Raw genomic sequence first — 21,490 nt, 5'->3', positions numbered from 1 at the left:
AATCGTCCTGAACCTCACCACTCCCGGCCATGGGGGTCGAAATGAGAACTGGTGCAAAGCCCGGCAGCCCTGAGGCAGGACCTCGCCGAACCGGAGCCGTTTGCCGGAACCCCGTTGCAGACATGCGACAAACACATGCCGTTGCTCGCCCTGCGCCACCGCCATGGGGCCTGTTCCTCAGGTCGCCAGCGGCGCGAAGAGGGCCGCGATGTCTTCGCTGCCGAACTTGGCCTCGACGCCATGATCGGCCGACAGAATGCGGGCCGCAAGCTCGGCCTTGCCTTCCTGCAAGGCGAGGATCTTCTCCTCGATGCTGCCGGCTACGATCAACTTGTAGACAAAGACCGGCTTGTCCTGACCGAGCCGATGCGCCCGATCTGTCGCCTGATTCTCGGCCGCAGGGTTCCACCAGGGATCGAAGTGGATCACCGTATCCGCCGCCGTCAGATTCAGGCCAACGCCACCGGCACGCAGGCTGATCAGGAAGATGGGCACCTCGCCTGACTGGAAGCGGCGGACCTGCTCCTCGCGATCACCCGTATCACCGCAGAGCAGGGCGTAGTCGAGGGCAAGGAGGTGCAGTTCCTTGGCGATCAGCGACAGCATGCTGGTGAACTGCGAGAACACCAGGATCTTCCTGCCCTCCTCGACCAGCTCCGGCAACATCGTCATCAGGAGATCCAGCTTGGCTCGTTCCTTGATCTTCTGCGCCGCCTTCGACTTGAGCAGCCGCGGGTCGCAACAGACCTGCCGCAACTTCAGCAACGCATCGAGAATGACGATCTGGCTGCGATTGAATCCCTTGCTGGCGATTTCCTGGCGTACCTTGGCGTCCATCGCGACACGGACGGTCTCATAGAGATCGCGCTGACCGCCAGCCAACTCCACCTTGCGCACGATGATCGTCTTCGGCGGCAGCTCACGCGCCACTTCCTCCTTCTTGCGGCGGAGGATGAACGGACGCACACGCCGCGCCAGCAGCTCGCGTCGCCTGACGTCCCCCTGCTTCTCGATCGGCGTCCGCCAGTACTTGGTGAAAGTCTGGTTGCTGCCGAGAAAGCCGGGCAGGAGAAAGTCAAACTGGCTCCAGAGTTCGCCCAGATGGTTCTCGAGCGGCGTTCCGGTGAGGCAGAGACGGTGCCGCGCTTCGATCCGACGCACCACTTCGGCACCCTGACTGCGTGCATTCTTCACCGTCTGCGCCTCGTCGAGAATGAGCAGGTGGTAGGAGTAGCGGGTCAGATCGTTGACGTCCCGCCACAGCAGCGGGTAGGTCGTCAGCACCACATCATGGGTCGGGATGCCTGCGAAGCGGTTCTTGCGTTCCGGTCCGTGCAAGGACAGGAGCGACAGCCCGGGGGCGAAGCGTGCGGCCTCGTTGGTCCAGTTGAAGATCAGTGAGGTGGGCAGGACGATGAGCGCCGGCCGGTCGAGCCGCCCCGACTCCTTTTCCAGCAACAGGTGTGCGAGTGTCTGCGCCGTCTTCCCCAGACCCATGTCGTCGGCGAGAATTCCGGCGAGGTTCTGCTCGCGCAGGAACTGCAGCCACGCCAGCCCCTCGGTCTGGTAGTGACGCAGTTCCAGACCAAGCCCACGTGGTGGCACGATATGACTGATGCCCTGCGCCGTACTCAACTGCTCGGCAAGGGCCAGCACGTCTTCCTGGCCCCTGAACCGCCAGCGTGTGCTGTCATTGAGTTCGCTCAGGCGCGGCGCATCGAAACGGGAAAGGCGCAGGCTGGTGCCGCCAGTGAACCCCTCGAAAAGATCGATCAGGGTCGCCGCCAGCGGCTTCAGACGCCACGCCGGGACGCGAATTCTCAGGCCGGCAGCCGTCACCAGTTCGACCATTTCACCGTCAGCGACCTGCGCCAGCAGACCAGCGTCGAGCCAACGGCCGTCACGCCGGAAAAGACTGGCCAGAAGGGGCGCAAGTGGCAGACGCTCACCTTCCACAACGATCCCCATGTCGAGCTCGAACCAGCCGGGCCCGGACTCGGTCAGATCGGCATCCCAGGCCTCCACCTCGAGCAAACGATGGCGAAACTCGATGGCGAAGTCGATCTGCCAACCACGGCTGCGCAGTTGCCCCAGGTGCTCACGCATGAACAGCGGCCAGTTGCTCTCCTGCGCCAAGCCGTATGCATTTTCTGGCGGTCTACCGAAAGTGTGCAGCACGTAGCCCGGAATCTTTTCCAGATCGGCCTTCGCCAGTTCAGCCATCAACTCCTCTTCGCGCGCACGCTGGCGCTCGATGCGAACCATCTCACCGTTCGCAAGGATCGTGAAGTCACGCCGGTCTTCGGGAATCACCTCGACATCCTCGTAGCGAAACGCCGCCAGGGCGACATCGAAGGGTCCACCGCCGTAAGCGGTGGAGTAGTCCCGCCAGCCACGATTTCCGTGCGTCTGGAGGGTCCGCAGACGGAGCACGGCGACCGGCTCGGCAACGATGCAACGGCTATCGACACTCGCCTGCTCCGGGTCTCGGGGCAAATCGATGGCGGGCTCGGCGAGTGCCTCGCCGACGAGTGCTGCGGCTGTAGGCGACAAGGGGGGCAGCGAGAACAGGCGAGCGACGACGGCCGGATTGCCTCCAACCTGCAGGGGACCGACAAGACGCCGCTCGAGATCGACGAACCACGGCTGCGGCAGCGGTATCACCAGACCGCCTGCCGGCTCTGTCAGCAGCGTCGCCAACTGCCGCCCCTCGCCGGCCTGCCGCCAGCCCAGGGCCGCCGGACGCGGCGCGGCCAGGGTCAGGAAGGAGTAATCGTCACCACGACACAGGCGGCCGGTCTTCGCCATGAGCTGCAGCGCTTCGCCACCGTGTCGCGGTCCGAGCCCGAAGGCATGCAGGCCCGTGTCTACGGCGCGTTCAGCCCACAGCAGTCGCAGGATCGGGCGATCCTCGTCGCTCACGAAGCGAAGGGCCTTCGCGAGCGCACGATCGATGGTCCACAAGTCGGTGGCGCTCTCGGGCTCGCGCCCCTTGTGAACAGTGACCCCGAAGCCCGTCAGATCAGCCGTCCACTGCAGCAGGTAGAAGAGTTGCTGACGGCCTGCAGCAGGACCACGGTCCTTCTTGCTCACGGCCAGCGCCACCCGGCGCAACTCCTCCGTCCACGACAGCGCACCGACGTCACCGTCGCCGACCGGCAGCGATCGTTCTACCGGCTTATCCACGCAGCAGCCCCAACGGCCAGGCGACGCATCCCTCGCGCCAGACGGTACGACCTGCGGAGCCGCCGATCGCTGGCTCGCTCAAGCTCCTGACCCGCAGCCAGGTGGGCAGCTGATTACCGGCGTCGCGCAACGCGACGCGGCGCATTCGCGGCAGCCACGATAATGAATCCAGCATGGGGCAGCACGCTCGGGCAAGGGCAAACATCGTGCTTTCCTTCCTCCCATCCTCAATCGCGGAAGTTGCCGTAGCGGATTGGAAAATCGGTGACCTCCTTCGTGACCAACGCGATGCAGGCCTGCAACTCGTCCCGCTTGGCGCCACTGACGCGTACCGCATCGCCCTGAATCGATGCCTGCACCTTGAGCTTCGAGTCCTTGATCAGCTTGACGATCTTCTTCGCCAGTTCCGACTCGATGCCAATCCGGATCTTCAGATCCTGCTTGACCTTGTTGCCCGAGACGCGCTGCACCGGCTGATCATCCAGCCGCTTGGTGCTCTCCTTTTCCTTCTTTTCCATCGCCGGAAAGAGGAGATCCCTGATCTGGCCGAGCTGGAATTCGGAGTCACCATGCAGGGTGATGACCTTGTCCTTGTCGTTGAGATCCACCCGGGCGCTCGTGCCCTTGAAGTCATAGCGATTGTCGATGGCACGCCGGGTGACATCGAGGGCGTTGTGCAACGCCGCCATGTCGGCTTCGGAAGAAAAATCGAACGAAGGCATAGTGGATCCAGTTGTCGGTCGAAGAGCCTGCGGGGCGCGGCCCCACGCCGCCAGCCGCAGCAGTTGAACAGTTTACAGCCCCCAGAGCTTCTCCATGATCGTCTTGGCAATGAAGCCCAGCATGCCGAATGAAAGGACGAAGAAAAGAATGATCGTGCCGGTCTTGCCGGCCTTCGACTTCCAGGCGATCTCGCCGATGATGAACAGCATGAAGAGCATGAAGGCACCGACCCCGAAGGTCATGCCGAAGTCCGATATCTGTTCTTCGGTCAGGCCAAACATCGGCGCCGCCTTTCGCTCAGGCCGCACATCGACCGATCATCCCGGGATCATTGCCGGCGGGCAGCGAGCCTGGCCGCAATGCGCATCCGCAGGGCGTTGAGCTTGATGAACCCGGCAGCATCCTTCTGGTCATAGGCGCCAGCGTCATCCTCGAAAGTAGCGATCGTCGAGTCAAACAGCGAATCGGTCGCCGAGTCGCGGCCCACGACGATCACGTTGCCCTTGTAAAGCTTGACCCGCACCCAGCCGTTCACGGCCAGCTGCGTATGGTCGATCAGCTTCTGCAGCGCCAGGCGTTCCGGGCTCCACCAGTAGCCGTTGTAGATCAGGCTGGCGTAGCGCGGCATCAGGTCATCCTTCAGGTGCGCCACCTCGCGGTCGAGAGTGATCGACTCGATGGCGCGGTGCGCCGGCAGCAGGATCGTGCCGCCAGGCGTTTCGTAGCAGCCACGGGACTTCATGCCCACGTAGCGGTTCTCGACGAGATCGATGCGACCGACCCCATGCTTGCCGCCCAGTTCATTCAACCGCCCGAGCAACTCGTGTGCCGGCAGCCGCTGACCGTTGATCGCCACCAGATCACCACATTCGAACTCGAGATCAAGGTACTCCGCTGCATCGGGCGCCGTTTCCGGAGAGACGGTCCAGCGCCACATCGATTCCTCGGCTTCGGCCGCAGGATCCTCGAGGTGACGTCCCTCGTAACTGATGTGCAGCAGGTTGGCGTCCATCGAATACGGAGAACCACCCTGGCGATGCTTCATCTCTACAGGGATGCCGTGCTCCTCGGCATACGCCAGCAACTTCTCGCGCGACAGCAGATCCCACTCGCGCCAAGGCGCAATGATCCGGATATCGGGCCGCAACGCGTAGGCGCCCAGCTCGAAGCGCACCTGGTCGTTGCCCTTGCCGGTCGCGCCATGCGCCACCGCGTCGGCAGCGGTCAGATTGGCAATTTCGATCATGCGTTTGGCAATCAGCGGTCGGGCAATCGACGTGCCGAGCAGGTATTCGCCCTCGTAGACCGTGTTGGCACGAAACATCGGGAAGACGAAGTCGCGGACGAACTCCTCACGCAGGTCCTCAATGTAGATGTTCCCTGCAGCAATGCCGAGCTTCAGCGCTTTTGGACGCGCCGCATCGAGTTCCTCACCCTGTCCGAGATCGGCAGTAAAGGTCACGACCTCGCAGTGATAGGTATCCTGCAACCACTTGAGGATGACAGATGTATCGAGGCCGCCGGAGTAGGCAAGGACGGCTTTGCGAATCTGACTCATGTTCTTTCTCCAGGCGAACAGGATGATGATACATCGACGCGCCCACACAACAGGTACTCCAGCAGCGCTTTCTGGGTGTGCATTCGGTTCTCGGCCTCATCCCAGACGACGCTCTGCGGCCCATCGATGACCTCTGCCGACACTTCCTCGCCCCGATGGACCGGCAGGCAGTGCATGAACAGCGCCTGCGGACCGGCCTGGCGCATCATTTCCCGATTCACCTGCCAAGCGGCGAAGGCGCGCCGCCGGTGATCGTTTTCCGCTTCGAAGCCCATCGAGGTCCACACATCGGTGGTCACCAGGTCAGCCTGCCGTGCCGCTGCCAGAGGGTCGGCAAACTGTTCGAAATGTCGGGCCCCCTGCAGACCGAGGCGCTCGGGGACGACCTCATAGCCCGGGGGGGTGGACACGTGGACCCGGAAGTCGAGCACTTCCGCCGCCTGTAGCCAGGTATTGCAGACATTGTTCGAATCGCCGATCCAGGCGACCGTCCGGCCCTGGATCGGGCCGCGATGCTCGGTGAAGGTGAAGATGTCCGCAAGAATCTGGCATGGATGATAATCGTTGGTCAGGCCGTTGATCACCGGCACGCGCGAGTATGCGGCAAAGCGCTCGACGATCGCCTGCTCGAAAGTCCTGATCATCACGACATCGCTCATGCGCGAGATCACCTGCGCCGCATCCTCAACCGACTCGCCACGCTGCAGTTGCGAATCCCGACTGTTGAGGTAGATCGCCGACCCGCCGAGCTGTTGCATGCCGGCCTCGAACGAAAGCCGCGTGCGCGTGCTGGCCTTTTCGAAGATCATGACGAGAGTGCGATCGCTTAGCGGCCAGTACTTGCGAAAGGCCTTGAACTCGGCCTTGATCCAACGCGCTCGTTCGAACAGATGATCGAACTCCGCACGCGTGAAGTCCTTGAACTGGAGGAAATGCCGAGGGCGGTCCATGGTCGAACTCTAGGTCGATGCGAGAAAGGCACGGATGAGAACCGCCAGGCGCGACGTCAGTTCACGTCCTTCATCGGCGCTGAAGGTCAGCGGTGGCAGAAGGCGAATGACCGTATCTGCCGTCACGTTGATCAGCAAGCCGGCCTGCAAAGCCAGCAGCACCAGTTCGCTGCATGGGCGATCAAGCTCGATGCCAATCATCAGACCCTGGCCGCGAATCTGCACCACACCTCGGCAATCCGCCAGTGCCGTGGCCAGTCCGTTGCGGATCGACTCGCCGACAGACCGCGCGTGATCGATCAGGCCTTCCCTCTCGATCACTTCGATGGTCGTCAATGCCGCGATCGACGCCAGCTGATTGCCACCAAAGGTAGAGCCATGCTTGCCCGGCTGGAAAAGACCCTGCGCCAGCCCGGCAGCAAGGCAGGCGCCGATCGGCACCCCGCCGCCCAGCCCCTTGGCCATCGTCACCACATCCGGCCGGACGCCGGAATGCTGGAAGGCAAACCATGTTCCGGTTCGGCCCATCCCGCATTGAACCTCGTCGCAGATCAGCAACCAGCCCCGGTCGTCGCACAACGCCCGCAGACCACGCTGGAACTCGATATCGGCGGCATTGACTCCGCCTTCGCCCTGGACGATTTCAAGCATCACGGCGACGACGTTCTGGTTCGCACGGGCCAGCGTCCGGATCGCTTCGAGGTCATTGTAGCGAACACGCAGGAAGCCCGCGACGAGCGGCTCGAAGCCGGCCTGCGCCTTGCGGTTGCCGGTGGCGGAAAGGGTGGCCATGGTCCGGCCATGGAAGGCTCTCTCCATGACGATCGTCGCTGGACTGTCCACCCCTTGCCGGTGGCCGTGCAGGCGGGCCAGTTTGATCGCCGCCTCATTGGCTTCGCAGCCGGAATTGCAGAGGAACACTTCTTCCATTCCGGAAAGGACCGCCAGCTTGTCCGCCAGGCGCTCCTGCTCCGGAATCCGGTAGAGATTCGACGCATGCAGCAGACGCGACGCCTGCGTCGCGATCGCCTCGACCAGCGCCGGGTGACGATGTCCCAGCGTATTGACTGCGATTCCCGACAGGGCATCAAGGTAGACCTTGCCCTCGGTGTCAGTCAGCCAGCTGCCTTCGCCGTGGCTGAAAGCGACCGGCAAGCGGCTGTAGGTATTCATCAGATGGGACATTGAGCACAACCCATTGCGCAGACGTCAAAACTGAAACGGCGGCTCGCGCCGCCGGACAGATGCGTTCTCACCCAGGACCGGGAACTGTTGCCCGCGGACACGTTGCCGAGGTTGCAGGGACCGGCTTACAGGCCAAGGATTCTAAGCGATAACGCCCGCGATGTGTAGCGGGCACGGGGAAAAATGGCTACCTGCGGATGAGATTCCAGATCGTCTCGATACCACCGACAACGAGATCGGAGAGTTCCGTCTCCAGCACGTCCTTTCGCGCCTGCCGCGAATGCAACGACTTCCGGCGCTCGTTGGCAATCAGCGCATCGGCGATGGCGTGTGGATCGGCGGCTTCCTGACGGCGTGCCTTGCTGCCGAAGTCGTCGAGAGCCGTGCGCACGGCGTCGGGATCGAGAATGACGATCGGCGAGCGGCAATGGTTGCAGACGTGATCGCGAGTGATGTCTACCGGCGCGCCGCAGCTTGCACAGCGGATCGTCCGCACCCTGCGCGCCAACTCGGCCACCTCGCCGCCATTGAGCTGCCGGACGAACCCCTTTTCGATCATGAACGCCGCGAACGCGCTGTAGCGGCCATGTCGCTGCGGACAGCGGCCATAGGCGAAGCGACCGGCGCGCGTACTGTCCAGGCAGTTGAGCAGGGATTCCCGGCAGCGCGGGCAACGCAGGACCGTCGACCACGGCTGGCGCTGGTCAACCTGATGCTCATGCAGCAGACGAAAGAGGTCGAGTACACCCGCTGGCGCCAGCTGCGCACTCTCGTGTTCGTCGAACCAGATGCCCTGACAGGCAAAGCAGATGTCCAGCAAGACTTCACCGCCAAGCTGCCGCTTGAAATGATGTACAGCCATCGCTGCGCCGCAACTGGGGCAGGTACTGCCTTGTTCGATGCGAGCGCGCGGAGCATTGGGTTGATGGTTCATGGCAGTGGACGTACAGATGAAAGGAAGCCGTGAGCGCGACCGGGTCGCGACCTCGCAAGAGACCGTAGAGCTCATGGGTACGGCAGTATAGCTGCAGCAGCGTGGTCGCAAGAAGCCGACCGCTCATCCACGCAGGCGACGAACCCAGAAGATCTCGTGGCGGCGCACCGACTTGCGGAAAAACTCGTTGTCGCCGCTTGCCGGCCAGCTGCGACCGGCAAGGGCTCGCTGGATCTGTCGCCGCAACCGCAGCTTGCAGCGCAGCCCGCCCTGCAGATCATGCTGCATCGCCAGGGCCATCGCCTTGTCGAGCTGTGCTGCCGAGCTCAGCAGCGGGCTCCAGAGGCCATCCGCGGGCAGATCGGTCAAAGTGGGTGGCAGCGCCGTGCCATTGCCGGCCGGACCCATTGGCCAGCGGTCGTTGTCATGCAGGTGATTGGCGTACAGCAGCGCGACTTCCGGCTGCCAGGCCGACCGCTGCATCGCCAGTTCGAGCGCCCGGGTGGCGGCGACGTGGTCGACGTGCGGGTCGAGCTGCGGGTGCGGGGTAACGACGACTTGCGGCCGGAAGTGGTCGAGCAGAGCCGCCAGATCGGCGACGAGGTTGGCACCACACGGCAGCCCGTCGGCATCGGCGGGCAGTGACAGGGGGTTGTGGCGGCGAGCTTCGCGCACATCCGTGTCACCAGACTCGCGCGAAGGGAACGGCGATCCGGGGTCAGCCAGCATCGCCGACAGTTGCATGCAGTGGTAGCCCAGTTGCACGCAGCGACTCTGCGGGACTCCGCCCCACAGTGGCACAGCCAGGCTGTCCCAGGTGCGCAGGCGTCCCTTCAGCCGTGCTGCAGCAGCGGCATCGAGACCCAGGCGCCGGTAGCTCCCGGCTTCGGTTTCGCCCTGCGTCAAGGTGACGATCGACACCCCAAACGCCCGCCGGTAGAGACCGAATGCCGCCAGTTCGGCATCGTCCGCATGCGGAGCGACGATCATCATCCGCTTTTCGGCGTAGTCCGGATTGCACAGGACGTAGAGAGTCGCGTTCGCCGACAGGCGGCAATGGCAGCCTCTGATCCGCAACTCTCCCGCGGCCAGCACCGCCTCCTGCCCCGACAGGTTGAGAAAGCGCCGCCCACGAACGCCACGCTCGAAATCCTGCCGGTCACCACCGATCAGGACATGTGGGTCAACCCACAGGCCAAGCCAGGAACTGGTCAGCCGCAGCTCGAGAAACAGCGTGTCGCCGCTGGCCAGCGGCGCAGTCAGCGTCACTCGTCCCCCGTCCAGCGAAACCGTCTGCTGCGCCGTTCCATCCGGGAAGCGGTATTGGTAATCAGTGCGTGGCGAATAGAAAAGGTGATCGGCGAACCAGGCCTCGTGCGCGACCCAGCCACACAGCAACAGCAACACCGCCATCCACCAGGCCACGAGGACGGCCGTTGCCATCAGAAACAGGGCGCCGCACAGCAGCACGAGGCGCTTGTGCCGGCGGTGCAGCGACAGCAGATGTTGCTTGCGCGGGCTCATGGTTGGACTCGGTTCCCGGACCCGGCCTCAGATCCGGTAGGCGGGCGCGCGATGGCACCAACGATCCTTGTAGCCACCGTCAGCACGGCCAAAGGAGTAGCGCAGTGGCTTGCCCGCCGCCTGGGCTTCTGCGCGCGCCGCCTGGGCGTTGACGAAGGTCAGCACGCTTCCCGGGCTGTACTCGCTGTTCCGTGGATCGACTCCGCCGTTGATGTACTCGAGCGAAATCCATTGCGGCGCTTCCACGCGGTAGAGAATCTGGATGGCAATCGGCTGCCCGTCACGCAAGAGCAGCGAACCCGTCATGAACTCGCGCAACAACCCGAAAACCTCGGCCAGATGGGACTCGCCCCGGGCCGCAAAGCCCCAGCGGCGACGAAAAAGATCAGCATAGATTGCCGCCTGCTCGGTTGGTGAATAGTCCGCAAGCGGGCGCAAGCGGCCTCCGATTTCTTCCAGTCGTCGCAGTTCCCGCCGCTGATTGTAGAGGAACTTCGCCGAGCAGTCGTGCAGGGGCCGCAGCAGAGCCAGCTCTTCGGGTTGCGGCCGCAGCGTACTGATCTGGCCACGATTGAGTTCGGACACGTAACGCATGCGCCAGCGCACCGGTACCTGCACGCCAGCGGCAAGCGGCAGGATGACCTCCGAATTGCCCAGGTCAAACAGTCCGCGCTGGCCGCGCTTCTTCAGAACCTCCTTCGACAAGGCAAGATGGCCCTCCCAGCAGGCGACTCCGGCCAGCAGCTCGCCGCCTGCAAACCAGCCAAGGTAGCGCACGGGAATCTCGGCCAGTGCAGACAGGCGCTCGATGATCGCGGGATGCGTCGCGACGCTGCCGCCAAAGAGCTGCCAGGCGCGCGCATAATCACTTGCGGCGACCGCTGTCCAGCCGCGCTCGCGCCAGGAACGCCAACGATTCAGCATCCGCCGCCCGCCGCGAGCGCAACTGGTACGCGGCCTGTAGCCGTCGGGATCATTCGCGCAATGGCGCCGCGTGCAACCGTGCACCGCAGGCTGCACCATGGCTTGACGGCAAAGCGCGGCAGGTGCAGCACATCGCCGGCAATCCATGCACTATGCATGTACATCCATCCCCCCTTCAACGGCGCCTGACCGCAGCAAAGGCTGTGGGCTGCAGTGAACGGGCATGAACCCGATGCTGCGCCGCAAGACGGATTATTGCATTCCGGCCAGGATCGGAGAAGAATACCGACCCGGTGACCCGTGCGAACGGCGCCAGGGCCAACCTTCAAGACGGGGGTTCGGCGGCGAGGAACACGATGATCACGGCTCTTGCCTCGCAGCTCCGGATCGTACCGGGGCGGTGGATGACTTGGGGAATTGTCCGGCTGCAGAGGCTCAGGGCGGTAGCTGCTCGATGCATCCCGGCGGTCACGCCACGGTCCGGTCGAGGCAACCCGGCAGGCCACCGGGGTCTTGGTGCCGCAGCGATCGCCACTGGTACGACGGAGCGCTTGAGGAAATGACTGCAGCAGAACGACCGCTGATCAGCGTCATCGTACCGACCTACAACTACGCGCACCTGCTGCCTCGAGCGCTCGATTCGGTCCTCTTGCAGCGGGCGACATGGATGGAGCTGATCGTCGTCAACGACGGCTCGACAGACCAGACAGCCCGTGTTCTGGCCGGCTACGCGGCGCGTTACCCTGGATTGCTGGTGATCGACCAAGCCAATGCCGGCGCTGCCGCAGCGCGGAATCACGGCCTGCGACAGGCGCGCGGGCACTACGCCCTGCTGCTCGACGCCGATGACGAACTGCAACCTGATGCGCTCCGGGCCCTGCGTGCAACGGTTGCTAGCCACCCCGAAGCAGGTACGATCCTCGGTGCGCAGCTTTCCGTCCATGCCGATGGTCGCGAGCGGCTCCGACTGCCAACAACGGTGCCTGCCGAGTCGCCACTGCGGTTGAGCAAGCGCTACCTTCTGCAAAAGCGCATCACCATCTCGCATGGCTCCTCGCTGTTCCGCCGGGATCTCCTGCTGCGGAGGCCGTATCCCGAGAGCCTCCGTGGTGGTGAAGACGTCCCGGTCTTCGCCCACATGCTGGTCAGCGCCCCGGTAGTGACCACCAACGTCGTGCTGGCGCGAATCCACAAGCACGGGGACAGCCTGCGTCATGATCGGCGTGATGAAGAAATGAGGGCCGAAACGATGATTGATGAAGTCTTCGCCAGCCTGCCGGCCGAGTGTCAGCCGCTGCGCAGCCGCTACGCGTCGCAGCGCTATCTCTCGCTCTTCCGCACCGCCTTGCAGTCGGGCGACCGTCCCGCGGCAAAGCACTTCTATCGCGCAGCCTGGCGACTGGACAGCCGACAGGCCTTGCGCTGGAACTACCTGCGCAAGGCCCTTCGCCTGTTCTTGGCGTGATGCTGCGCCTGTCCTTCCCTCGCCGGTTCTTTTCCCCGCAAGCGTGCGGAAGCTCGGGTGATACCCGCCCGGTTGCTGCCGTCCTCCTGGGCAGCGTGCTGCTCTCGCTGCTGGCGTTCTCGCAAACAACCCTGGTCGGCAGGGATGCGGCGCTCTACCTCGACGTCGCTCGGCAGGTGCTGGAACAAGATGCTTCAGTCGCTTTCCGGGCGTTCGACTGGCCATGGTTCTCCCTGTTGTTGGCGGCAACCAGCAAGGTGTTCGGACTGCCTCTGGAGACGGCAGCGCACCTCTGGTGCACGCTCTTTGTGGCTGGCACCAGTGCCCTGCTCGTCGCCGTGACGCTCCGATTCTCGCCGGACTGCAACTACTGGGCTGCGCTGGTGGTCCTTTCTCTGCCGGCGTTCAACCAGTTCCGCGGTGACATCATCAGGGAACACGGATCGTGGTTCTTCTGTGTCCTGGCGCTCCACCTGGCGCTGCGGTGGCTGGCCCGTGGCGGCTGGTGGCGGGCAGCTGCCATACAGGCAGCAATTGGCTTGGCAGCCCTCTTCCGGCTTGAGGCGCTCGTACTGATGCCGGCGCTCGCCGCAAGCCTTCTGGGTGAACTCCACACTCGGCAAGGCTGGATGCGACTGCTGCAACTCAACGCTCTGCCTCTGGCAGTCGGCTTGGCGGCTGGTCTGGCGCTTGTGTCAGGGACCGACATCTGGCAGCCGCGGATCGCCGGTTTCGCTGCCGTGATCGATCCGCGAGCGCTGCTTCTGAGCCTTGATGAGATGGCGAATCTATTCGCCAAGATCATCCTCGAGTACCACTCCAAGGAGGACGCGCGGCAGATCCTCGTATTTGGCCTGTTGCTCACGCTTCTGGTGAAGTTCTGCGCTCTCAACGGCCCTCTCTGTGTGCCCCTGCTCTACCGAGCAAACTGGCGGGCAGTGAGTGAGTACTGGCGCAGGCTGCGGCCGTTCGCGTGGACATGGCTCCTTTACCTGTGTGTACTGCTCATATTTTTCATCAAGTTTCGCTTCATCAACTCACGCTACACAAGCTTCCTCAACCTGCTGGTCGTTCCGTTGCTGACCATGGCTCTGATGATGTTCTGCCGGAGCCATCCGCGCTGGTCGCCAGTCGCCGTGTTCGTACTCCTCATGTTCATGCTGGCAAACACCGTCTCGCGCGGCCCGGGAAAGACGCACTTCCTCGACGCTGCGGCCTGGCTGGCCGAGCATACGAAGGCCGAGGACCGGGTCTATTACGAAGATGCAAGGATCGCCTACTACGCGGGTCGAGGTTACCCAAGGACGGACATGACAGCGCGCCAAGTCATGGCTGGCGCTGACGCCGGAGGCTTCCGCTACTACGTCCTGACACACAGACCGGATGAAGTCACACTGCAGACTTGGTTGGCGAAGGAACGCAAACAGGTCGTCCAGCAGTTCAGGAACGCGAGGGGAGAGACGATCCTGGTGATTGGCGAATGAAGGCTGCCCGATCACTGCCTGCACGAGCAGGATACCGACGTCGCTCGCCGGGAACCTCGCAGGTCCGCATGGGATGGGGCGCCCGTGTGCTGCCGGCGACGACAGCGGTTGACGGAGGCGAAACGGCTCGACGATACTCGCAGGAGCGACATTGGCCACCCCTCGGCCGCCACAGAGAGATCCGGCGCGCAGCCGCCAGGAGCGGCTGCTTTCGCCGGCGCTGGCGAGTCGCGCCAGACATGGATCTCGCTGACCCTTGGCAACAGGACCCTCCACACGACATGTCTGAACGCGTTTCGCTCAACCAGAGGCTGTTCGATCTGCCAGTCCTGAACGGGCTGGGCAGATCGATCCATTCCCGGCGGCTTGCCCGCGAGCCGCGGGGACAATCGACGGCCACCCGCTTCTTCCGGAACATCCGCCAGCTCGATGCACTGCAGGGTCCGCTGCGAGAGCTGGTCGCTGGCGGCGATACCTGCCGAATCCTGGTAGCCGGTTGCAGCTTTGGCTGCGAAGCCTACTCGCTGGCAGCCTACCTGGCCGTCGAATTCCCGGCCCTCGACTGGACGATCGATGCCTTCGACATTGCGCACGAAGCCGTTGCCGTTGCCCAACGGGCAGTCTACGGCAGCAAGTACGGGCTGGCCGATCCGCTGCGCGGGGAGGCCCGGCGCTATGCTGCGCGGCTGCTCGAGCCGTGCGGCGAGGCGTGGGGCATCGCCCCGGACATCCGGCAGCGCGTACGGGTCTCGCATGGCGACCTGCTCGCCAGCGACTTCTCGGCAGCTGCCGGCTACGACATGGTCTTCGCCCAGAACTTTCTGCTGCACATGGACGATGCAACCGCCGCCGAGGCCTTTGCGCGCGCGGTCGGCGCCACGCGTCCCGGCGGCGCACTGTTCGTTGCCGGCATGAACCTGGACGCCAAGCTTGCTCTTGTCACGAGCCATCGACTGATTCCCGTCGACTGGGAAATCGAGGCCATCCACAACAGCGATCAGATGCGCCGCTCGGCTTGGCCCTGGGGATACTGGACACTGGAGCCGATCGATGCGGCCAGACCCGACTTCATCAGGCGCTACAGCACCATCTTCCGAACGCCAGGCTTTGCGGCAGCGCACGACTGATCAGTCTGCTCCGAGAGAGGGCCGCAGGCTGCCGCTGCCGAGGGTGTCACCGCCCGGCCACAGGGCCGACAGCCACGGTGCAGCCGTCTGCGCCCGTCTGCTATAGTGCGGCCTGCGCGCCGCCAGGAACTCGCCTACAAGAGGGCCGTACCGCAGCCCGCCCCCCTTGTCGCATGAAGGCATCCCGATGAGCATTGGCCCCGACGGCAGCAACGAAAGTACGTTCCCACCGGAGATCCTGCGTGAGGTGGCGAAGCGGCGTACCTTTGCGATCATCTCGCACCCTGACGCCGGCAAGACGACCCTCACCGAGAAGCTTCTGCTCTTCGGCGGCGCGATCCAGCTGGCCGGCACCGTCAAGGGACGCAAGAGCTCCCGCCATGCCACCTCCGACTGGATGGAGGTCGAGAAGCAGCGCGGAATTTCGGTGACCAGCTCGGTCATGCAGTTCGAGTACGGCGGGCACACCATCAATCTGCTGGACACGCCCGGGCACGAGGACTTTTCTGAAGACACTTATCGCGTGCTGACTGCTGTCGACGCCGCGGTGATGGTGATCGACGCAGCCAAAGGGGTCGAGGCGCAGACGATCAAGCTGCTCAACGTCTGTCGCATGCGCAGCACGCCGATCATCACCTTCGTCAACAAGCTGGACCGGGAAGTGCGGGAGCCCTTCGAGCTGCTGGCAGAGATCGAATCCGTTCTGGGTATCGAGTGCGCGCCGATCACGTGGCCGATCGGCATGGGCAAGAGCTTTCGCGGCGTCTATCACCTGCTGAACGACCGCCTGCTGCACTTTGCCGCGGGTGAGGAGCGGCGCAGCGAATCGGAGCGACTCGACGGACTCGACAATCCGCTCCTCGACGCCCAGTTCCCCGGGGAAGTCGGCCGCCTACGCGAGGACGTTGATCTGATCCAGAACGCCAGCAGCCCTTTCGACCTGGTGGGCTTCCTTGCCGGGCGACAGTCGCCGGTGTTCTTCGGCTCGGCGATCAACAACTTCGGCGTACAGGAAATCCTGCAGGCACTGCTCGACTGGGCACCGCCACCGCAGGAACGCGACGCCGGCTGCCGTCTGGTGCAGCCCGCCGAAGCGGCCTTCAGCGGTTTCGTGTTCAAGATCCAGGCCAACATGGACCCCAAGCATCGGGATCGGATCGCCTTCTTCCGGGTTTGCTCCGGGCGCTACACGTCGGGCATGAAGGTCAGGCACATCCGCCTGAACCGCGAGATGAAACTGGCGAACGTCCTGACCTTCATGGCCAATGAGCGCTTGCTGATGGAAGATGCCGTTGCCGGCGACATCATCGGCATCCACAACCACGGCAACCTGCACATCGGCGACTGCCTCAGCGAAGGCGAGGCACTGGGCTTCAAGGGCATTCCATACTTCTCGCCCGAGCTTTTCCGGGCCGCGCGCCTGCGCGATCCACTGAAAGGCAAGCAGCTGCAGAAGGGCCTGCAGGAGCTCGGTGAAGAGGGGGCGATCCAGGTCTTCGAAAGCCTGGCCAGCGGTTCGCTGCTGCTGGGAGCGGTGGGAAACCTGCAGTTCGAGGTCGTCGCGCAGCGGCTGCAGACGGAATACAAGGTCGATGCCATATTCGAACCCGCAGACATCTACACCGCTCGCTGGCTCACGTTCCCAGACGAAACGACGCGCCGCGGTTTCGAGCGCGAGCAGGCGCAGCGAATGGCGCGTGATGTCGATGGCAACCCGGTCTACCTGGCGAGCACGCGTTACAACCTGGAAGTCACCCGCGAGAAGTGGAACAGCGTCGGCTTTCACGACTCGCGGGAGCACGGACAGTTGTTCGCCTGACGCCAGCCTGGCGCGAGGCGCGTCAGCGGCAATGCCGCTGGAAGAGGGTGCAGGACGAACAGGAAGGAGCAGACGATGACACAAGCCGCCGTGGCGCAGGCGCCGCTCGATTTCCTCGAAGCCCGGATTCTGGGCGTGCTGATCGAAAAGGAGAGCACGACCCCGGACGCCTATCCGCTGACCCTGAACGGCCTTGGTGCAGGCTGCAACCAGAAGTCAGCGCGCGACCCCGTTGTCACTGCAACAGAAAGCGAAATTCAGCAAGCACTTGAAAACCTGCGCAGACGGGCGCTGGTGCTTGAGACCTATGGTGCCTCGGGGCGCGTCCTGCGCTACGCGCACAATCTGGGGAAGGTGTACGCCGTGCCTGCGGCAGCCGTCGCGTTGCTCGCCACGCTCGCTCTGCGCGGAGCGCAGACGGTCAACGAGCTGCGAGCCAACAGCGAACGCCTCTACCGTTTCGACGACAGTTCATCGGTCGAAGCTTACCTGGATGAACTCGCGACACGCAAAGCCGGCGCCTTGGTCGTCCGGATGCCAAAGCAGGCGGGCTCGCGCGAGCACCGCTGGGCGCATTTGCTGTGCGGCGAACCCGCGCTGCCGGCGTACCCGAGCAGCGACGGGTGCGAGTCGAGCAAAGACGCGAGCGAGCTGAGCGACAGGCTGGCTCGCCTCGAGCAGGAGGTGAGCGAGCTGCGCGCCGGGTTGCAGGAGCTGCGGCTGATGCTTGAGCGGGCGACCCAGCCTGGAGCGCTCGCTCAAGAACTGAGACCTGCAGCAGCGAGCGGTCGTAGCGGCACATGATCACCGGCACAGGCAAGCAGCATGCCCAGCCGCCATTGCGACCGCGTCACGTGCCGGCCGCAGAGTCTGCGCTCGCTTGACTGACGATTGGCTGCAGCAGCACGGAGCGGAGCCCGTGTCGCCGCCGCCGGCCGCGTCGACCTTGTCGCCCTCCTTCAGGAGCACCGAAAGGAGCGACGCAGATGGTCACCAGGCTGCGCGCAGGACCTTCTCGCCCCAGAAGAGCGCCGTGATCGTCTTGGCGTCCGTGATGGCTCCGCTCTTTATCGACGCCAGGGCCTCGCACAGAGGCAGACTGAGGACATCGAGAAATTCGCTACTGTCGGGGTTCGGATCGGCCTCGCGGGTCAGACCACGGGCAAGGAAGATCTCGATTCGCTCGTCGGAGTAGCCAACGCAGGGGTGCATGACCCCAAGATGGCGCCACGAACGGGCCCGGTAGCCGGTTTCCTCGAGCAGTTCGCGTCGCCCCGTACTGAGAAGGTCCTCGCCTGTGTCGATCTTGCCCGCCGGCAACTCGAGGAAGGTACGGCGCAACGGATAGCGGTACTGGCGGACGAATAGCAGTCGCTCGTCTTCGAGTTCGGCGATCACCACCACAGCCCCCTGATGCCGGACATACTCACGCAGGCACTCGTTGCCGTCTGGCAGCCGCACCCGGTCGCGACGGACGTCGAGGAGCCGGCCATTGAAAACCTGCGCGCTCTCCAGTTGCTGTTCCGCGAGATGGCTGTATTCTTCCTGCATGGCAAGCCTCACGCCGAAAACGCCCCGACTGCGCGGAGCGTTCCGGCCAGACGGCTGCCGGCGATCAGAGTGAACGCAGCAGCGAGAACGCGCACAGGGACATCAGGACTTGCGGGAAGATGCCGAGCAAGGCCACCGCCAAGCCATTGGCCGACATCAGGATCTTCATGTCCAGCGGCGCCTCGATCGGGCTCATGTTCGCCGGTTGGTCGAAGTACATGATCTTGACCACCCGCAGGTAGTAGAAGCAGCCGACCAACGAGAAGGCGACGGCGACAATCGCCAGCCAGAGCTGGCCGGCGGCAACGACTGCCTGCAGAACCGAGAACTTGGCAAAGAAACCGACGAAGAACGGGATTCCGGCCATCGAGAACATCATCATCATCATGACGCCGGCGAACCACGGACTGCGCTTGTTGAGCCCCCTGAAATCGTCGAGTTCGTCCGACTCCAGGCCACCGCGGGCGAGCAGAAGGATCATGCCGAAGGTGCCGGCGCTGGTCAGGACGTAGGTGATGACGTAGAACATCGCCGAGCTGTACGCATTGAGCGCGAAACGGGCATCACCGCCGACGACACCGGTGACGATGCCGAGCAGCATGAATCCCATATGCGAGATCGCCGAGTAGGCCAGCATGCGCTTGAGGTTGGTCTGGGCGATTGCGGCAACGTTGCCGATGGCCATCGAGAGGACCGACAAGATGATCAGCATCTGCTGCCAATCGTGTGAGACGACGATCAGACCGTTCACCAGCAAACGCATGACCATTGCGAAAGCTGCCAGTTTCGGTGCCGTCGCGATGAACAGAGTGACCGCCGTCGGTGCCCCATGATAGACGTCCGGTATCCACATGTGGAACGGAACGACGCCAAGCTTGAACGCCAGACCGGCGACGACAAAGACGAGCCCGAAAACGAGAATCCCCTTGTCGAACTGGCCAAGGTAGAGACGCTCGGCAATCGCCGGAATCTCGAGCGTGCCAGTCGCTCCATAGATCATGGACATACCGTAGAGCAGCAGGCCGGAAGCCAGTGCCCCGAGGACGAAATACTTCATTGCCGCTTCGGTTGCCGGAACCGAATCGCGGTTCATCGCGACCATCGCGTAGAGCGAGAGTGAAAGCAGTTCCAAGCCGATATAGATCGTGACCAGATGGCTGGCCGAGATCATCACCATCATCCCAAGGGTGGCGAAGAGGGCGAGTGAATAGTATTCGCCTCGGGCCATCTGCGGCCGCTCGAGGATGTAGCCACGCGAGTAGAACAGGATGACGATTACCGTGAGGTAGAGAAGGAGCTTCAGCAAATCGGCCATCAGGTCGCCGACGAACATGTTGCTGAAGGTGTAGGCGGTGTCGCCGGAACTGCTGGCGAAGGTGATCACCGCCGCGCCGATGAGCGTCAGCTGGGTAGCGACGAAGGTCAGCGTCCTGTTCTGGTCCTTGGCCAGCAGGTCACCCACCAGGATCAGGCAGGCCATCAGCAACATGAAGATCTCCGCGCTCGCAAGGCGGAGGTCCGGAACCTGGAACTGCATTTCGGCAAGAGTCATAGCGGCTACCAATTATTGGATCTTGCTGAGGGCGACGTGACGCAGCAACTCATCCACCGAGCTGTGCATGACTTCGGTAAACGGCTGCGGATAAAGCCCCATGCCCAATGCGCCGATTGCGAAGAGGACGAAGATGAGGAACTCGCGGCCATTGATGTCCCTGAGTTCGGCGACATGATGATTCGCCACGCTGCCAAAGACGACCCGCTTGTACATCCACAGCGTATAGGCAGCGCCGACGATCATCGTCGAAGCGGCTGCAAAGGCAACCCAGAAGTTGTGCTCGACCGCTGCCAGGATCACCATGAACTCGCCGACAAAGCCCGACGTCGCCGGCAGGCCCGCGTTGGCCATGGCAAAGAGCATGAAGAAGGCGGCAAACTTTGGCATCGTATTGACCACACCGCCATAGTCGGCGATCAAACGCGAGTGTGCGCGGTCGTACATGACGCCGATCGAGAAGAACATGGCACCGGAGACGAAGCCGTGCGAAATCATCTGCACCAGTGCCCCCTCGACGCCCAGCGGGCTGAAGATGAAGAAGCCCAGCGTGACGAAACCCATGTGGGCGATCGAGGAGTACGCCACCAGTTTCTTCATGTCCTCCTGCACAAGGGCGACGAACCCAATGTAGATGATCGCGATCAGCGACAGCGCCATGACGAAACCGGCGAGCTCGTGCGAGGCGTCGGGAGCAATCGGTAGGGAGAAACGCAGAAATCCATAGGCCCCAAGCTTCAGCGCAATCGCAGCCAGGACGATCGATCCGCCGGTTGGCGCTTCGACGTGCGCGTCTGGCAACCAGGTATGAACCGGCCACATCGGAACCTTGACCGCGAACGCAACCAGAAACGCCAGGAACAGCCAGGTCTGGGCGGTCATGCCGATCGGCATTCGGTGCCAGTCGAGGATCGAGAAACTGCCCCCCGATGAGATGAACAGATAGAGGAGGGCAATCAGGAAGAGCAGGGATCCAAACAAGGTGAAGAGGAAGAACTTGAATGCCGCGTAAACGCGATTCGGGCCGCCCCAGATGCCGATGATCAAATAGAGGGGAATCAGCGAGGCCTCGAAAAAGACGTAGAAAAGGACGCCGTCGAGGGCAGAGAAGATTCCGTTCAGCAATCCCGACATGATCAGGAAGCCGGCATGGTATTGCGCCACCTTGCTGTCGATCACCTGCCAACCAGCGAGCACCACCGTCACCGTGATGAAACTGTTGAGGATCACGAAGAGCATCGAGATCCCATCGACGCCGAGGTGGTAGTTCACATTGAAACGAGGAATCCAGGGCTTCAGTTCGACGAACTGCATCGCCGGCGTGTGCAGGTCAAAGCCCGTGTAGAGGGGAATCGTCACCAGCAGGCCGGCAACGGCACCGATCAGCGAGAGTGCTCTTGCCAGCGGTGCATTGCGATCGGATCCCGTCGCCAGAACAACCAGACCGGCGAGGATCGGGACCCAGACGGCAAGAGAGAGAAGCGGCGTGCCTGACATATCGTTCCCAG

General features: G+C 63.3%; 17 protein-coding genes. 5 read left to right on the top strand and 12 right to left on the bottom strand.

Going from position 1 to position 21,490, the window contains the following annotated elements; all coding sequences use genetic code 11:
• Positions 1-177: 177 nt before the first annotated feature.
• From NFW30_RS03060 to NFW30_RS03020, 9 genes are all read right to left on the bottom strand, one after another.
• Entirely contained in the window at positions 178-3,186 is a 3,009-nt protein-coding gene (locus NFW30_RS03060; RefSeq protein WP_295371752.1) for a DEAD/DEAH box helicase, read from the bottom strand.
• A 227-nt stretch (positions 3,187-3,413) separates the two neighbouring features.
• Positions 3,414-3,908: a YajQ family cyclic di-GMP-binding protein gene (locus tag NFW30_RS03055; RefSeq protein WP_295350414.1), complete on the bottom strand. Its 495-nt coding sequence runs from the start codon at positions 3,906-3,908 to the stop codon at positions 3,414-3,416.
• A gap of 72 nt (positions 3,909-3,980) precedes the next feature.
• On the bottom strand, positions 3,981-4,190 hold the full coding sequence (locus NFW30_RS03050; protein WP_034941400.1) for a DUF2788 domain-containing protein: 210 nt from the start codon (positions 4,188-4,190) through the stop codon (positions 3,981-3,983).
• A 47-nt stretch (positions 4,191-4,237) separates the two neighbouring features.
• Entirely contained in the window at positions 4,238-5,467 is a 1,230-nt protein-coding gene (locus NFW30_RS03045; protein ID WP_295350409.1) for an argininosuccinate synthase, read from the bottom strand.
• Positions 5,464-6,417 carry an ornithine carbamoyltransferase gene (gene argF, locus NFW30_RS03040; RefSeq protein WP_295350406.1) on the bottom strand — a complete coding sequence of 318 codons (954 nt, stop codon included), beginning with the start codon at positions 6,415-6,417 and terminating at the stop codon, positions 5,464-5,466. Before argF ends, NFW30_RS03045 begins: the two co-directional genes overlap by 4 nt.
• A 9-nt stretch (positions 6,418-6,426) precedes the next feature.
• Positions 6,427-7,602 (bottom strand): aspartate aminotransferase family protein, encoded by a 1,176-nt coding sequence (locus NFW30_RS03035; protein WP_295350403.1) that lies wholly within the window; start codon positions 7,600-7,602, stop codon positions 6,427-6,429.
• A gap of 187 nt (positions 7,603-7,789) precedes the next feature.
• On the bottom strand, positions 7,790-8,536 hold the full coding sequence (locus NFW30_RS03030) for a zf-TFIIB domain-containing protein (RefSeq protein WP_295350400.1): 747 nt from the start codon (positions 8,534-8,536) through the stop codon (positions 7,790-7,792).
• A 123-nt stretch (positions 8,537-8,659) separates the two neighbouring features.
• Entirely contained in the window at positions 8,660-10,060 is a 1,401-nt protein-coding gene (locus tag NFW30_RS03025) for a PIG-L family deacetylase (RefSeq protein ID WP_295350397.1), read from the bottom strand.
• Positions 10,061-10,087: 27 nt separating this feature from the next.
• Positions 10,088-10,984 carry a GNAT family N-acetyltransferase gene (locus NFW30_RS03020; protein ID WP_295350395.1) on the bottom strand — a complete coding sequence of 299 codons (897 nt, stop codon included), beginning with the start codon at positions 10,982-10,984 and terminating at the stop codon, positions 10,088-10,090.
• 559 nt (positions 10,985-11,543) lie between these two features.
• Here NFW30_RS03020 and NFW30_RS03015 point away from each other — a divergent pair.
• The 5 genes from NFW30_RS03015 (at position 11,544) to NFW30_RS02995 (ending at position 17,683) form a co-directional block, all read left to right on the top strand.
• Positions 11,544-12,449 carry a glycosyltransferase family A protein gene (locus NFW30_RS03015; protein WP_295350392.1) on the top strand — a complete coding sequence of 302 codons (906 nt, stop codon included), beginning with the start codon at positions 11,544-11,546 and terminating at the stop codon, positions 12,447-12,449.
• Positions 12,449-13,933: a hypothetical protein gene (locus NFW30_RS03010; protein ID WP_295350430.1), complete on the top strand. Its 1,485-nt coding sequence runs from the start codon at positions 12,449-12,451 to the stop codon at positions 13,931-13,933. The genes NFW30_RS03015 and NFW30_RS03010 overlap by 1 nt, the downstream gene beginning before the upstream one ends.
• A 281-nt stretch (positions 13,934-14,214) precedes the next feature.
• Positions 14,215-15,060, top strand: coding sequence for a CheR family methyltransferase (locus tag NFW30_RS03005; RefSeq protein WP_295350389.1), 846 nt, complete (start codon positions 14,215-14,217; stop codon positions 15,058-15,060).
• Between the two features lie 187 nt (positions 15,061-15,247).
• A complete protein-coding gene (locus NFW30_RS03000; protein ID WP_295350386.1) occupies positions 15,248-16,879 on the top strand; it encodes a peptide chain release factor 3 in 1,632 nt (543 codons plus the stop codon).
• A gap of 75 nt (positions 16,880-16,954) precedes the next feature.
• A complete protein-coding gene (locus tag NFW30_RS02995) occupies positions 16,955-17,683 on the top strand; it encodes a DUF480 domain-containing protein (RefSeq protein ID WP_295350383.1) in 729 nt (242 codons plus the stop codon).
• Positions 17,684-17,869: 186 nt separating this feature from the next.
• Here the strand turns inward: NFW30_RS02995 and NFW30_RS02990 are convergent, their stop codons facing one another.
• From NFW30_RS02990 to NFW30_RS02980, 3 genes are all read right to left on the bottom strand, one after another.
• Positions 17,870-18,430 carry an NUDIX hydrolase gene (locus NFW30_RS02990; RefSeq protein WP_295350380.1) on the bottom strand — a complete coding sequence of 187 codons (561 nt, stop codon included), beginning with the start codon at positions 18,428-18,430 and terminating at the stop codon, positions 17,870-17,872.
• 64 nt (positions 18,431-18,494) lie between these two features.
• Positions 18,495-19,967, bottom strand: a complete 1,473-nt coding sequence (gene nuoN, locus NFW30_RS02985; RefSeq protein ID WP_295350428.1) for an NADH-quinone oxidoreductase subunit NuoN — start codon at positions 19,965-19,967, stop codon at positions 18,495-18,497.
• Positions 19,968-19,994: 27 nt separating this feature from the next.
• Positions 19,995-21,479, bottom strand: coding sequence for an NADH-quinone oxidoreductase subunit M (locus NFW30_RS02980; RefSeq protein ID WP_295350378.1), 1,485 nt, complete (start codon positions 21,477-21,479; stop codon positions 19,995-19,997).
• Positions 21,480-21,490: the final 11 nt, after the last annotated feature.

The sequence above is a fragment of the Accumulibacter sp. genome (assembly GCF_023806635.1).
GTDB lineage: Bacteria > Pseudomonadota > Gammaproteobacteria > Burkholderiales > Rhodocyclaceae > Accumulibacter.
The sequence above is the reverse complement of the archived record's forward strand: the minus strand, read 5'-3'. Positions and strand labels throughout refer to the sequence as shown.